The 13099-nt window shown below is 63.7% G+C and carries 13 protein-coding genes and 1 pseudogene; 3 read left to right on the plus strand and 11 right to left on the minus strand.

From position 1 onward, the window contains the following. Nucleotides 1-34: 34 nt before the first annotated feature. From P8Q88_RS00625 to acnA, 3 genes are read right to left on the minus strand one after another with little or no spacing between them, the layout of a single operon-like run. On the minus strand, nucleotides 35-751 hold the full coding sequence (locus tag P8Q88_RS00625; RefSeq protein ID WP_278321903.1) for a prolyl hydroxylase family protein: 717 nt from the start codon (nucleotides 749-751) through the stop codon (nucleotides 35-37). A gap of 4 nt (nucleotides 752-755) precedes the next feature. Further along, the gene (locus P8Q88_RS00630) at nucleotides 756-1178 is read right to left on the minus strand and encodes a rhodanese-like domain-containing protein (RefSeq protein WP_278321904.1); all 423 of its coding nucleotides are present in this window, start codon (nucleotides 1176-1178) and stop codon (nucleotides 756-758) included. Further along, a complete protein-coding gene (acnA, locus tag P8Q88_RS00635; protein WP_278321905.1) occupies nucleotides 1175-3850 on the minus strand; it encodes an aconitate hydratase AcnA in 2676 nt (891 codons plus the stop codon). Before acnA ends, P8Q88_RS00630 begins: the two co-directional genes overlap by 4 nt. Nucleotides 3851-4078: 228 nt before the next feature. On the opposite strand from acnA, the gene P8Q88_RS00640 reads away from it, so the two are divergent. Next, a complete protein-coding gene (locus P8Q88_RS00640) occupies nucleotides 4079-4228 on the plus strand; it encodes a hypothetical protein (RefSeq protein ID WP_278321906.1) in 150 nt (49 codons plus the stop codon). Here the strand turns inward: P8Q88_RS00640 and P8Q88_RS00645 are convergent. Beyond that, entirely contained in the window at nucleotides 4225-5112 is an 888-nt protein-coding gene (locus P8Q88_RS00645; RefSeq protein ID WP_278321907.1) for a DMT family transporter, read from the minus strand. The genes P8Q88_RS00640 and P8Q88_RS00645 overlap by 4 nt on opposite strands. Nucleotides 5113-5265: 153 nt before the next feature. On the opposite strand from P8Q88_RS00645, the gene P8Q88_RS00650 reads away from it, so the two are divergent. Beyond that, nucleotides 5266-6690: a L,D-transpeptidase family protein gene (locus P8Q88_RS00650; RefSeq protein WP_278321908.1), complete on the plus strand. Its 1425-nt coding sequence runs from the start codon at nucleotides 5266-5268 to the stop codon at nucleotides 6688-6690. A gap of 40 nt (nucleotides 6691-6730) precedes the next feature. On the opposite strand, the gene P8Q88_RS00655 is transcribed toward P8Q88_RS00650, so the two are convergent. The 4 genes from P8Q88_RS00655 to ispG form a co-directional block, all read right to left on the minus strand. Continuing rightward, a complete protein-coding gene (locus tag P8Q88_RS00655) occupies nucleotides 6731-7426 on the minus strand; it encodes a murein L,D-transpeptidase catalytic domain-containing protein (RefSeq protein WP_278321909.1) in 696 nt (231 codons plus the stop codon). Nucleotides 7427-7517: 91 nt separating this feature from the next. Continuing rightward, the gene (locus tag P8Q88_RS00660; protein ID WP_278321910.1) at nucleotides 7518-8054 is read right to left on the minus strand and encodes a retropepsin-like aspartic protease family protein; all 537 of its coding nucleotides are present in this window, start codon (nucleotides 8052-8054) and stop codon (nucleotides 7518-7520) included. A gap of 41 nt (nucleotides 8055-8095) precedes the next feature. Then, a complete protein-coding gene (locus P8Q88_RS00665) occupies nucleotides 8096-8368 on the minus strand; it encodes a hypothetical protein (RefSeq protein ID WP_278321911.1) in 273 nt (90 codons plus the stop codon). A 34-nt stretch (nucleotides 8369-8402) separates the two neighbouring features. Continuing rightward, a complete protein-coding gene (ispG, locus tag P8Q88_RS00670) occupies nucleotides 8403-9542 on the minus strand; it encodes a flavodoxin-dependent (E)-4-hydroxy-3-methylbut-2-enyl-diphosphate synthase (RefSeq protein ID WP_278321912.1) in 1140 nt (379 codons plus the stop codon). Nucleotides 9543-9613: 71 nt separating this feature from the next. On the opposite strand from ispG, the gene P8Q88_RS00675 reads away from it, so the two are divergent. Continuing rightward, nucleotides 9614-10615, plus strand: a complete 1002-nt coding sequence (locus tag P8Q88_RS00675; protein ID WP_278321913.1) for a zinc transporter ZntB — start codon at nucleotides 9614-9616, stop codon at nucleotides 10613-10615. 183 nt (nucleotides 10616-10798) lie between these two features. On the opposite strand, the gene P8Q88_RS00680 is transcribed toward P8Q88_RS00675, so the two are convergent. From P8Q88_RS00680 to P8Q88_RS00690, 3 genes and pseudogenes are all read right to left on the minus strand, one after another. Continuing rightward, nucleotides 10799-11458: an NrsF family protein gene (locus P8Q88_RS00680; RefSeq protein WP_278321914.1), complete on the minus strand. Its 660-nt coding sequence runs from the start codon at nucleotides 11456-11458 to the stop codon at nucleotides 10799-10801. Then, a pseudogene (locus P8Q88_RS00685) lies at nucleotides 11455-11984 on the minus strand (sigma-70 family RNA polymerase sigma factor). The gene P8Q88_RS00680 and the pseudogene P8Q88_RS00685 overlap by 4 nt, the downstream one beginning before the upstream one ends. Before the next feature lie 85 nt (nucleotides 11985-12069). After that, entirely contained in the window at nucleotides 12070-13032 is a 963-nt protein-coding gene (locus P8Q88_RS00690; protein WP_278321915.1) for an SDR family NAD(P)-dependent oxidoreductase, read from the minus strand. Between the last annotated feature and the right edge of the window lie 67 nt (nucleotides 13033-13099).

A 13099-nucleotide genomic window follows, 5' to 3' on the forward strand; every position in this document is an offset into this window, starting at 1 on the left:
AAGGGTGCCGGCCGGGTCTGATACCGTAGCGCCGTCAGCGGTAGTTACGGCTCCACTCGCCTTGGCGATACCATTGCGTAATCACGTATTTGCGGCCTTCCCGGACGGGTAGCGCGGCATGGCGCGTGTTGCGATTTGGATGACCGCCGCGGTTCATGTTGTTCCACGCGATCAGCAGGCCCGGTTCCGGCGTGACCGTCAGATCGAGTTCCGGAAATTCGGTTTCTCCGCCCGCGTCGACCTCGTTCAGGTAGACCATCGCGCTCCAGCTGCGCTGGCCGCCGCGGCGGCGTTCCTGCTGCCAATGCGGCCGTTCCCTGCGGAAATAGTCGCGGTGATGACGATATTCCTCGCCTTCGAGATAGCGTTGGCCCTGGATCGTCTCGGCATGCAAACGCTCGATGCCGAGAAGTTCATCGATCATCTTGCCCAAGGCCTTGGTTTCCCTCGCTTCAGTCGCGAAGAAGTGCGTGGAGCTGGTCCGGCCAGAGGGATATTGCGATTCGGAGAATAGCGTCGATGGGCGCAGCCGGCTCTCGATGATCGTCACCAGCGCGCTACACTGCGTGCTGGTCAGGAAATGCGGGACAAGGAACAGGTCGGCCTTGTTGCCACCGCGATCTTCGGCGCGCGGGTCGGCTCGCAACCGGGCGCGAACCGCATCTCCGATCCGCGCGAGCTCTGCCGGATCCGCCATTGGATCGGGCGGAGTGCCGCGAACCAGCCGGGTCAGCCTGTCGCGCAGCGCCATTGCGTCACTCTTCGATGACGGGCAGCCCCGCAGCATCCCAGGCGAGAATTCCGCCTTCGAGATGCACCGCATTGCGCCCGCTTGCATCGGCAAGCTTTTCCGCCGCGATGCCAGAGCGCCGGTCCGAGCGGCAGTAGAGCACCCGCTCCGCCCCTTGCGGATCGGGGAGTGCCGCCGGGTCGAATTCGTCGAGCGGGACGTTGATCGCGCCTGCGATATGGCCTTGCGCGAATTCTTCGGGCGTGCGGACGTCGATCAGCTGGATCGCCTCGCCTGCCTCCAGCCGGGTCGAGAGCGCACTCGGTTCGATTGTCAGCACCCCGGCCTCGGCGCCTATCACCGCATCGTCGTCGGCTGTGGTCGCCCCGGCCGAGCAGGCGGCGAGCAAGCCCGCCGCCATACCGGAAAGGAGCGCCCGCGCGATCATGCCGCAGCGAGGTTCCGCAATACATAATGAAGAATGCCGCCGTTGCGGTAGTACTCCATCTCGTTGGCGGTATCGATGCGGCACAGCGCGGTGAAGCTGAAGGTGGAGCCGTCCTCGCGGGTGACTTCCACTTCCACGTCCTGGCCCGGCGTCAGGTCTGCCAGGCCCTTGATCGTGAAGCTGTCGCTGCCCGTCAGGCCCAGCGAGTTGCGCGTGTCGCCATCCTTGAACTGCAGTGGGAGCACGCCCATGCCGATGAGGTTGGAGCGGTGGATGCGCTCGTAGCTCTCGACGATAACCGCCTTGACGCCGAGCAGGATCGTGCCCTTGGCTGCCCAGTCGCGGCTGGAGCCGGTGCCGTATTCCTTGCCTGCGACCACGACCAGTGGCGTGCCATCGTCGCGATGCTTCATCGCGGCGTCGTAGATCGGCATCTGCTCGCCATTGTAGGTGGTGTAGCCACCTTCCACGCCGGGGACCATTTCGTTGCGGATGCGGATATTGGCAAAGGTGCCCCGCATCATGACTTCGTGGTTGCCGCGGCGCGAGCCGTAGGAGTTGAAGTCCTGCTTCGAAACCTGGTGGCTCTTGAGGTACTCGCCGGCAGGCGAGTCTTCCTTGATCGAACCGGCGGGGGAGATGTGGTCGGTGGTGACCGAGTCGCCCAGGATCGCGAGCGGCTTGGCGCCCTCGATATCCGCAACGGGAGCCGGTTCCATCTCCATCCCGTCGAAGAAGGGCGGGCTTGCGACATAGGTGCTGGTCGGGTTCCAGCGATAGGTATCCGAAGCCTCGACCGTGATCGCCTGCCAGTGCTCGTCGCCCTTGTAGACGTCGGCGTAGCGGCTTTCGAACATGTGCCGGTCGATGTTCTTCGTGCGGTGCTCGCGAATTTCCTCATTGCTCGGCCAGACGTCGGCCAACATCACGTCATTGCCCGACTGGTCCTGCCCCAGCGGCGCTTCGGTAATGTCGCGCGTTACCGTACCGAGGATCGAATAGGCAACGACCAGCGGCGGCGAGGCGAGGAAGTTTGCGCGGACGTCGGGGCTGACGCGGCCTTCGAAATTGCGGTTGCCCGACAGAACGCTGGCCGCCACGATGTCGTTGCCGTTGATCGCTTTCGAGATCGGCGGCGCAAGCGGACCGGAGTTGCCGATGCAAGTCGTGCAGCCATAGCCGACCAGATCGAAGCCCATGGCGTCCAGATCGTCCTGCAGGCCCGATTTCACGAGATAATCGGTAACCACCTGCGATCCCGGCGCGAGGCTGGTCTTGACCCAGGGCTTGGGCTGGAGGCCCTTTTCGCGAGCCTTCTTCGCGACAAGGCCGGCGGCGATCAGCACGTCGGGATTGGATGTGTTGGTGCAACTGGTGATGGCCGCGATCACCACGTCGCCATCGCCGATGTCATGGTCCTTGCCCTCGACGCCGACCCGGGCCGGCGCGCTCTTCTTGTAGACCGTCTCGAGGTCACCGTTGAACAGCTCGTCCACTTCGGGCAGCGCAACCCGGTCCTGCGGTCGCTTGGGACCGGCAAGGCTCGGGACGACCTTCGAAATGTCCAGCTCGAGCGTCTTGGTGAATACCGGCTCGTTCTCCGGCGTGAACCACATGCCCTGTTCCTTGGAATAGGCTTCGACGAGCGCGATGGTTTCCTCGTCGCGGCCGGTGAGGCGCATGTATTCGAGCGTCTTGTCGTCGATGCCGAAGAAGCCGCAGGTCGCGCCGTATTCCGGCGCCATGTTGGCGATGGTCGCACGGTCAGCCAGCGTCAGATTCGCGACGCCTTCGCCGTAGAATTCCACGAACCGGCCAACCACGCCAACTTCGCGCAGCATCTGCACGCAGGTCAGCACGAGGTCGGTGGCGGTCACGCCTTCGGCCATCGCGCCGGTCAGCTTGAAGCCGACGACTTCGGGGATCAGCATGGAGATCGGCTGGCCGAGCATGGCGGCCTCCGCCTCGATCCCGCCGACGCCCCAGCCCAGCACGCCGAGACCATTGATCATGGTGGTGTGGCTGTCGGTGCCGACGCAGGTGTCGGGATAGGCGACCGCGTTGCCGTCCGGGTCTTCGGTCGACCACACGCCCTTGCCGATATATTCGAGGTTTACCTGGTGGCAGATGCCCGTGCCCGGGGGCACGGCGGAGAAGTTGCGGAAGCTCTTGGAACCCCACTTGAGGAAGTCGTAGCGCTCGGCGTTGCGCTGGTATTCCAGCTCCATGTTCGCTTCCATCGCCTTGGGATGGCCGAATTCGTCCACCATCACCGAGTGGTCGATGACGAGGTTTACGGGGACCTGCGGATTGATCTTGGCGGTCTCCCCGCCGAGCTTCGAGATCGCATCGCGCATTGCGGCGAGGTCGACGACGCAGGGTACGCCGGTGAAGTCCTGCAGCAGCACGCGGGCCGGACGATACTGGATTTCCTTGCCGGTCTTGGGCTCCTTCTGCCAGTCGGCAATGGCTTGCACGTCGTCGGTGGAAACGGTGAAGCCGCCATCTTCGAAGCGCAGCATGTTTTCCAGCAGGACCTTCAGGCTGAAGGGCAGTTTCGACACGTCGCCGATTTTCTCTGCCGCCTTGGCGAAGGAGTAATAGGCGTAATCCTTGCCGTTCACGGTGAGGGTGGATCGGGTTCCGAGCGTGTCCTTGCCGACCTGGGTCATGCGCGCGTGTTTCCTTTCTGATGAGAGCCGTCATCCCACCAATGGGCGGAGCGGCAAAATGTGCCGCGCACCTGCGCGCAAACCGGGGAAAAATCAAGGGTGCCCCGCGGCCCGGCCTCGGTTCGTCGGAACGAACGAGCGTCTTCATCGCTTATTAAGGCAAAATCATGGCAGATAGCCGGCATCCCAGACGCGGGAGGCGTCAGGGCCGAATGGGGACCGATTCACATGGGTACGCAAGACAATACGAAGGCGCGCAACAAGCGTTCGATCCGCACGGCGATGATTGCCGGTGCCTTGATCGTCGCGGGGTGTTTCACCGCGGCCTTCACCTTCACCAACGACACGGCAACTGCGGCGGAAGAACCGGTCCGCTAGATTGCGGCCTGTTCGGGCCGCTTGCCGGTGGTTGCGATCCAGCAGCCACCCACGATCAGCAGCGCGCCACCGGCGGCGGTCCATGTGACCGCTTCACCGAGCAACAGCCAGCCGAACAGCGCCGCCCAGACAAATCCCGAATATTCCAGTGGCACCAGAACCTGGGCCTGCGCCCGCGCGTACGCCCATGCCATCGTCAGCGCGCCGGCGACTGTAAGCGCGGCGCCGATACCGACATCGCGCAAGGCTTCGGCTGGCGGCATCACGAACAGAAATGGTGCGGCCACAAGATAGATCGATCCGGCGATGCCCATGTAGAAGGTGGCAACCTCCAGCGGTTTTGCGACCAGCGCCTGTTGCCGTTGCAGCACGAGGTTCCACGCGTAGAGCAGGGCCGAAACGATTATCGACACGAGACCGAGCAGGGTCTCGTCGTTCAAGGTTCCGCGGCCAAACTTCCCGCTCACGATGATGAGCACGCCGGCAAGCCCGAATATCGCGCCCCAGATCGCGCGCGGTCGCACCTGTTCCCCAAGCAACAGAGCTGCGAGGTAGAGCGAGACGATCGGAGCTACGAAGGATATCGCGATGGTTTCGGCCAGTGGCAGCTTGGTCAATGCGTAGAAGAACGTCAGCGCCATCATCGATCCGACCGCGCCGCGGGTCAGATGCACCCGCATGACCGCTTTCGATGGCCATTCCGGTCGCAGGGCCAACCAGACCGGGGCGATGATCGCAAAGGCCAGCCCCGCGCGCAGCAGGGCGGCCATGTAAGCGCCCATCGCCAGCGAGGCGCTTTTCATGAAGGCATCCATCAGCGACAGCATGGCGATCCCCGCCGCGGTGGCGAAAACGGGCTTGAGGGGGATCGGTTCGGCGGTCACCCGTGCGGCTTTAGGGTCGGAACGCGATGACGTCATCTATTTGCGCGCCAGTTCAGGCGGCGGTCAGCGTCCATCTTGGATGACGGAGACCGATCGCGTATATATTCGGTCGCTCTCCGCTGAACGGGATTGGCGGCGCAACAGGTGGAATGAATGACCAAGTTGAAGTTTCTTATCGGTAGCATGTGCAGCGCTGCTCTGGTTGCGGGACCCTCCTTCGCGCAGGAGCGTGCGCCGGAAAATCTGCTTCCGGCGCAGTCGGAAGGCGTCGGGGAGCCCGCCCCTCAGCCGCGCGTCAGCGAGCAACAGAGCGCACCGCAGCCGAGCGTGGACGAGGCATTCGGGGATATCCGCATGCAGCCGGGCGAGGTCGTGCAGGAAATACCCTCGCTGGTGGGCAAATGGAGTGTCGAGAATGCCCGCAAGTTGCTGGCTTTCATTCCGACTCTCGAAGCCGAGGGCCTGCGTCCGGCCGATTACGAGACGTCTGCCCTGCAGTCTGCGATTGCCGCGGGCGAAGGTCAGGCACTGAACGAGATCGCCAGCCAAACCTTCGTGTGGGTGGTCGAGGATCTGCGCGACGGGCGCACGCCGATGGAAGCGCGCAAGCAATGGTTCGTCGTTGATCCCGATGCCGACAAGATGCCGACCCACGTGATACTAGAACGCGCGCTTGCCAGCGGCGATATCGCCGGAGAGCTGACCGCGCTCAATCCGGTGTCGCCCGATTATGCGCGCCTGAAGGAAGAGCTCGCCAGGACGAGCGATCCGGCAAAGCGCAAGCTGATCCGCGCCAACATGGATCGCTGGCGCTGGCTGGGCCAGGACCTTGGCAAGCAATATCTGCTGACCAACGTGCCCGAATATCAGCTACGCCTGACGGTCAACGACCGGATCATCAAGAACTACCGCGTCGTCGTCGGCAAGCCCGGGCGCACTGCGACCCCGCAACTCGCGGAAATGGTCGAGGCGGTAATCTACAATCCGACCTGGACCGTGCCACAGTCGATCGTGAAAGGCGAAGGGCTGGGCGCGAAAGTGCTGAACAACCCGGGCTGGGCACGGGCGAATGGTTACAAGGCGACCAAGGGCGCCAATGGCTGGGTCACCGTGGTGCAGCAGCCGGGCCCGGGCAATTCGCTCGGCCTGATGAAACTCGACATGCCCAACGAGCATGCGATCTTCCTCCATGACACGCCCAGCCGGCACCTGTTCGCGCAGGATAACCGCGCGCTCAGCCATGGTTGCATTCGCGTGCAGGGCGCGCGGGAGCTGGCGATGACCATGTCGATGCTGGGGAACGCGAAGACGAAATCGGACTTGCCCTTGATACAGGAGGAGGTCTCCGAGATCACGCAGAGCGGCGAATATACGCGCTATGCGATGGAAAAGCAGTGGCCGGTCTACATCACCTATTTCACCATGGGTGTGGACGTGGACGGCAAGCTGACCCGCTTCGCCGACATCTACGATCGCGATGCGCCGGTGCTCGCCGCGCTCGATGCGCCGCGCCAGCAGAACCGTGCGCGCAAGACCAGCGAAGAGGCTGTCGAGATCATCGACGATATGCAGACGTGAGTTTTGCTAAACCCGCCCCGCTACGCAGCGGGGCGGTATCCTAATAGACGCCCGGGTTCGTGCGTTCGAAGGTGCCGCCGCCCTCGCGGCGCAATAATTCCCGTGATGCCACGCGACGCCCGTCGTTCTGAATGCCGAGGCTATCGGCGTAGAGCAGGCGGCCGCCCGACAAATCGATCAGTGCCCGGTCGAACTGCTCGGGGCCCATGGCGAAACAGCCATTCGAGCGCCCGAGGCGGCCCCAGCGCGCGACATGCTCGGGCGTGGCGTAGCCGGCCTTGTGCATGACGATAGCACGCGGCAGGGCATTCGAATTGGTCGGGTCGAGCCCGTCGAGGCGGATCGAGGTGCCGAACTTCCCGACATACCAGCTGCGCGTCATATAGGCGCCGCGGCTGGTGCAGTGCGAGCCTTCGACATTCGAATAGCGGTCGAGCCAGCCGTCATGCTCGGGGTCGGAGCCATCGCCATGGCTCACGTGGTAATTGGCGACCCGCTCGTTCTCGACATCGACGAAATAGAAGCGCCGTTCGGCGGAATGCACGCCGAAATCGGCGATCCCCACGATATCCCGTTTCCAGATGCCCTGTCCGACGCGGGCCAGTTGCTCGCGCGCGATCTCGAGCAGGACGCGGTCACGCGCGGCAAAGGGATTGACCTGCGCAAATATCCGGCCTGGCACGGCTACGGCTGCCGTCATGGTCAGCGTACTTTTGAGGATATCGCGTCTTTTCATCGTACCGTGCGTTCTACCATGCGCTCGCTGGCGCGCCAATGAACAAACAATGGCCGCTGCCTGGCTCTGGTTCCGTAGGCGGGAGGGCGGATCAGCCGCCGAGGATCATTTCCTCGCTCTCGATGCGCACTGGCGAGATTGTCTGAAGGTAGCTTTGTCCGAGAAGGGAGATGCCCAGTCCTTCGGGCACGATGACGCCCGAGACATTGGTCGCCTCGTGCTGGTCGAGCACGACGCGATCCAGCATGATCGGCACCCCGTAGACCGGACCACTGGCGCCACGCGCAACCTCGCGCACATCGGCATCGTCCCAGTGCAGGCCGGCTGCACGCGCATCAGCCCCGGTCAGCGCGACCATGCTCGCGCCTGTATCGACGAGGAAATTCGCGCTGGTGCCGTTGACCGCGACATCGGCATAGAAGTGCCCGTCCGCGGACCTTGGAAGAACCGTTTCGCCGGCGCTCCATGTGGCGAAGGCCTTGTCGCGCTGTTCGCCCGCGACCAGGGCCTGTGCCTCGGCGCGGGCGAGGGCCTCTGCCTCCTGCGTTTCATCGCCTTGCGACACGCCGCGCCAGGCAACCCCGACGAAGCAGGACACCGCAGCAGCAAAGAGAAGAGCCTCGCGCATGAGGCCATCCTGTCAGACGAGACTTAAGAGCTGGTAAAGCGTCAGCCGATCTCGATGCGGCCGACGCGGAGCCGGTCAATGTGGGCGTCGCGGATACGCAGGCGTCCGATCGCCATCCGTCCGACTGCAAGGGCGCCAATGGCCAGCGCCGCGGTGGCGAGGGCGCCCGCGGCAGCGGCCCCGATGGCCGATGCCCCGAGCGATTGCGCGCGGCCCTTTCGCGGTTCCTTCGAGGTTTGTGCGACGACCATAGGCAGATTTGCGCCGCCTCTCGCCGTCGAATTCCGCCCTTCGGTTTCGAATGTATTGTCCATCCCTCCTGCCTCCTGAACAGGCGGCCGCGATGGCTTACTCCGCAGCTTCGGCGTGCGGATCGAACGCTGTCGCGGTTCCGGCCTCGATCTCGGCCGCCTTCTTTTCGACCAGAGCCACGATATGGTCGAGCATGTCGTCGCTCTTCACATGGTGGTCGGTCACGCCGGACAGATATACCATATGTTTGCCGTTTCCGCCGCCGGTGATCCCGATATCGGTTTCGCGCGCTTCGCCGGGGCCATTGACCACGCAGCCCAGGACCGAGAGGCTCATCGGTGTCTTGATGTGCTCGAGCCGCTTTTCCAGCGCCTCCACCGTGCGGATGACGTCGAACCCCTGGCGCGAGCAACTGGGGCAGGACACCACACGGACACCACGGGTGCGCAGGCCGAGCGACTTCAGGATTTCATAGCCCACCTTCACTTCCTGCTCGGGCTCGGCGGAGAGCGAGACGCGGATCGTGTCGCCGATCCCGGCCCACAGCAGGCTGCCGATGCCGAGCGCGCTTTTCACGGTGCCGCCGACGAGGCCACCCGCCTCGGTAATACCGAGATGGAGCGGGCAATCGACTGCCTCAGCAAGGCCGTGGTAGGCCGCCACGGCGAGAAACACGTCGCTCGCTTTCACCGCCACCTTGTATTCGTGGAAGTCGTGGTCCTGCAGCAACTTGATATGGTCGAGCGCGCTTTCGATCAGCGCTTCGGGGCACGGCTCGCCGTATTTTTCCAGCAAGTCTTTTTCCAGGCTGCCCGCATTCACGCCGATACGGATCGCGCAGCCATTCGCCTTGGCTGCCCGAACGACCTCGGCCACGCGGTCGGACGAGCCGATATTGCCCGGATTGATCCGCAGGCAGGCCGCGCCCTTGTCCGCAGCTTCGAGCGCGCGCTTGTAGTGAAAATGGATGTCGGCGACGATCGGCACGCTGGCCGCGCGAGTGATCTGGTCGAACCTGGCGGTCGATTCCTCGGTTGGGCAGGACACGCGGATAATGTCCACTCCCGCATCCTCGCAGCGGCGGATCTGGTCGATCGTCGCGCCCACGTCCTCGGTGGGCGTATTGGTCATGGTCTGCACGGTGATCGGCGCGTCGCCCCCTACGGGGACATTGCCGACCATGATCTGGCGGGACTGACGGCGCTCGATATCGCGCCAGGGGCGTACGGAAGACATGGACGCCGATATAGAGCCCTGATGATGAAGGGGCAATGACAAGCGCCCCATGCTGCGGCATGAAGCCCGGCATGAGCGAAGCGACCGACGATACCCTGACCGAAACTCCGCTACTGTTCGGGCGCGTGCTCGACGGGCAGGGCGGGGCCCGCGTGATCGATTGGGAAGAAGCACAAGGCTGGCGGCCAGCCGCTCCGGGAGAGGTCATGTGGCTCCACATTTGTCGCAATCGCGAGGGGGTGCAGGAGTGGCTCAAAAGCGAATTGCAGGTGCCCGAACCCACTGCGGAATTACTTACCAGCGACGCCACGCGGCCGCGCGCCTTCGCGGAGGGTGAGACGCTGGTAGCGACACTGCGCGGGATCAACTTCAACCCCGGGGCGCAGCCGGAAGACATGATCTCCATGCAGCTGTGGTGCGACGGGCGTCGCCTGATTACGCTGCGCCGCCATCCCCTGCAGACCCCGCGCGAAATCGTTGCCATGCTCGACCGGGGCAGCGGCCCGCTCGATGCCGGTGCGACCATCACCCTGCTTGCCGAACTGCTCATCACCCGGATGAGTCAGTCGATCGTGGACATGAACACGCATCTCGACGCCTTGGAAGATGACGATCCCGATGAGAATGCGGAGCGCATGCTGCGGCAAATCTCGACCATCCGCCGCAATTGCCTCGCCCTCAAGCGGCACATGGCGCCTCAGCACGAAGCGCTGGAACAGATCAGCCGCGACGCACCCTACTGGTTCGAGGAGGAGGACCGCCGCGAAATCGCAGAGTCCATCGCCAGGCTCAGGCGCTATATCGACGATATCGACATCAGCAAGGAAAGCGCCGTCGTCCTGCAAGACGAAATCCGCGCCCGCAGCCTCGCGAGCAGCGAGCACGCGACCTACATGCTGACCATCGTGGCGGGCATCTTCCTGCCGCTCGGTTTTCTTACGGGCCTGCTGGGCATCAATGTCGGCGGGATGCCGGGTATGGACGATCCCGACGCGTTCTGGCTGGTCGTGGGCCTGTGCCTGTTCGTATTCGCGGTGCTTATCGTGGTGTTCCGGCGCTTGCGATGGTTGTGATGCGCAGAGTCGTTCGCGCACGAATTTCCCTAACTCTCGTCCCGACCGATGCGGGGGGTCGCAAGACGCCTGTAGTTCCGCGGCAGGCTTTGAATGGAAAATACAGGAAGGCGCCCGTTACATGGCTGATGGGCGCATCCTGGAAATCCGGAATATCGAGGAGGACTGACGCGAGCCCTTGGCCTACCACCGCACCAGAGTCGGAACGATCAGGCGACCGGCAACCGCCGAGACGGCGATCGGCAGGACATGCCAGCTCGCCAGATGCGCCAGCGTGTCGATCGGGCAGGCGAGGCCATAGGCGAACGTCCCGATCGCGCCGGCGGCGATCCCGGTGTAGAGGCCTGCGGAATTGAGGGAGACGGGCGCGCCGCGTCGCAGCCAGGCGACCAGTGCACCGCCGGTGAGCAGGCCGAAGCCGGTCTCTGCCGCCAAGCAGCTCAGGCCGTACATGTCGCTCGTCATCTGCTCGAAGGTGCCGAACAGGCCGAGGGTCAGCAGGGCGGTAAGCGGCAACAGCACGATCATCGCGGTTGCCCAGCGCGCGCCGTCGTGGCGATTGCCGACATGCGGGCTTGCCATCCTGAGCACTGCATAGGAAGCGGCCGCGCCGACAAGGGCGAACATGCCGTTGGCAATGAAGAACAGGTCCGATGCGCGTCCGGCGGCGATGCCGCGCCACAGCCCGTCGAGCACTTCGACGAGGGCAATCGTCGCGAGGGCGGACAGCGCAACGAGGGCGATGCCCTGCCACAGGCGGAGCGGACGGATCGGGGCGAGGTCCGCCGCCAGCTCGTCGATGAGGGAGCTGCCAATTCTGCCGGTCTGGGGGGTCATTGTCATTCTGCCTTCTCTACCAGCGCGGACAGCTTCTTCAGTCCGCGATGGATGTTCACTTTGACCAGGCTCTCGCTCTGGCCGTTTTCCGGGCGGCTTCCGCAATAGAAAGTCCCTCGATCTTGACGAGCTCGATGACCTCGCTCTGCTTGTCGGGCAGGTGGACGAACAACCGTTCCAGGCTCATCCGCGCCATGACTGCTTCTTCATCGCTGTCCTCGGCGGCATCCCAGTCGTCCAGTTCGTCCTCGGCATTGCGATAGACCTTGCGCAGGTGATCGACCCAGCGATAGCGGGCGATGGCCGCGAGCCAGGGGAGGAAGGCGCGTTCGGAATCCCAGGTGGCGCGTTTGTTATGCACCGCCATCAATACTTCCTGGACCAGATCGTCGAGCTGCGCGGGGGCGACGCGGCGGCGGAAATACCGCTCCAGCCACATCTGCACTTCGGCAAGGAGAACGCGGTAGGCTTTGCGATCACCCTTCTGGGACGACGCCATGAGATGCGCGAGGCTGGCTTCGTCGGCAATCATCCCGGGTCCCTTCTCACACGGCGCCAGCAATTGGCTTCATGCCCTGTCTTCGGGCGGGCCGTGGGAAAGGTTACAGGGCGATCCCTCAATAGGCGAATTTCTCGCCCACCATCTCCTCGCTCATCGTCCACAGCTTCTCGGCATTGTCGGGGTCGATGGCGTAGCTTTTCACACCACCGGTCGGATTGTCATCGTCCTGGTGCGCGACGTGGCAATCCTCGCAATATACGCCGCCCGCACCCTCCAGCTCGTCGGTGGTCGCAACCCAGCAGGTGGTCGCCGCGCCCTGCGGGATGGTCTTGAATCCCTGCGGCTCCTCCCCGCTCTGCTCGGCGCTCTTCTTGATGCGGTCCATCATCCAGGCCATGTCTTCTTCGGTCATATGGCGGCCGAGATTGGTCATGATCCCGCCCGGATGCAGCGCGTAAGAGTGGATGCCCCTGTCGCCGAGCCGCTGTTCCAGACCTACCGCAAACAGGATGTTGGCAGTCTTGGACTGTCCGTAGGCGGTCCACTTCTCGTACTCGCGCTCTTCATAGTTGGGATCGTCGAAATGCACGTGGTCGAAATGATGGCCACGACTGGACAGATTGACGATGCGCGGGCGCTCGCCCCGTTCGACCAGTGGCAACAGCAGGTTGGTCAGCAGGAAATGGCCGATATGGTTGGTGCCGAACTGCAGCTCGAAGCCCTCGGCAGTGCGCTCAAGCGGCGGCGCCATGACGCCGGCATTATTAATCAGCAGGTCGATCTTGGCGAAGCGCTCGTTCGCTTCCTTCGCCGCAGACCTGACGCTGTCGAGCGAAGCGAGATCGCAGACCAGCGTTTCTACCTTGGCGCCGGTTTCCTTGCTGATTTCCTTGGCCGCTTCGTCCAGCTTTTTCGCGTCGCGGCCCGAGAGAATGATGTGCGCGCCCTTCGCGGCCATGGCGCGCGCTGTTTCCTTGCCGAGCCCGGAATATCCGCCGGTGACGAGCGCCGTCCTGCCCGAGAGGTCCTTGCCCTCGAGAACCTCGTCCGCCGTGCTCGAAAATCCGAAATTGCTCATGCCTGTTCTCCCCCGCGTGACACTATCGGGCGAGCGTAGCATGAAAAAGGGGGCGCGGAATTGGAAT

Source organism: Qipengyuania marincola (genome assembly GCF_029688625.1).
Classification (GTDB): Bacteria; Pseudomonadota; Alphaproteobacteria; order Sphingomonadales; family Sphingomonadaceae; genus Qipengyuania.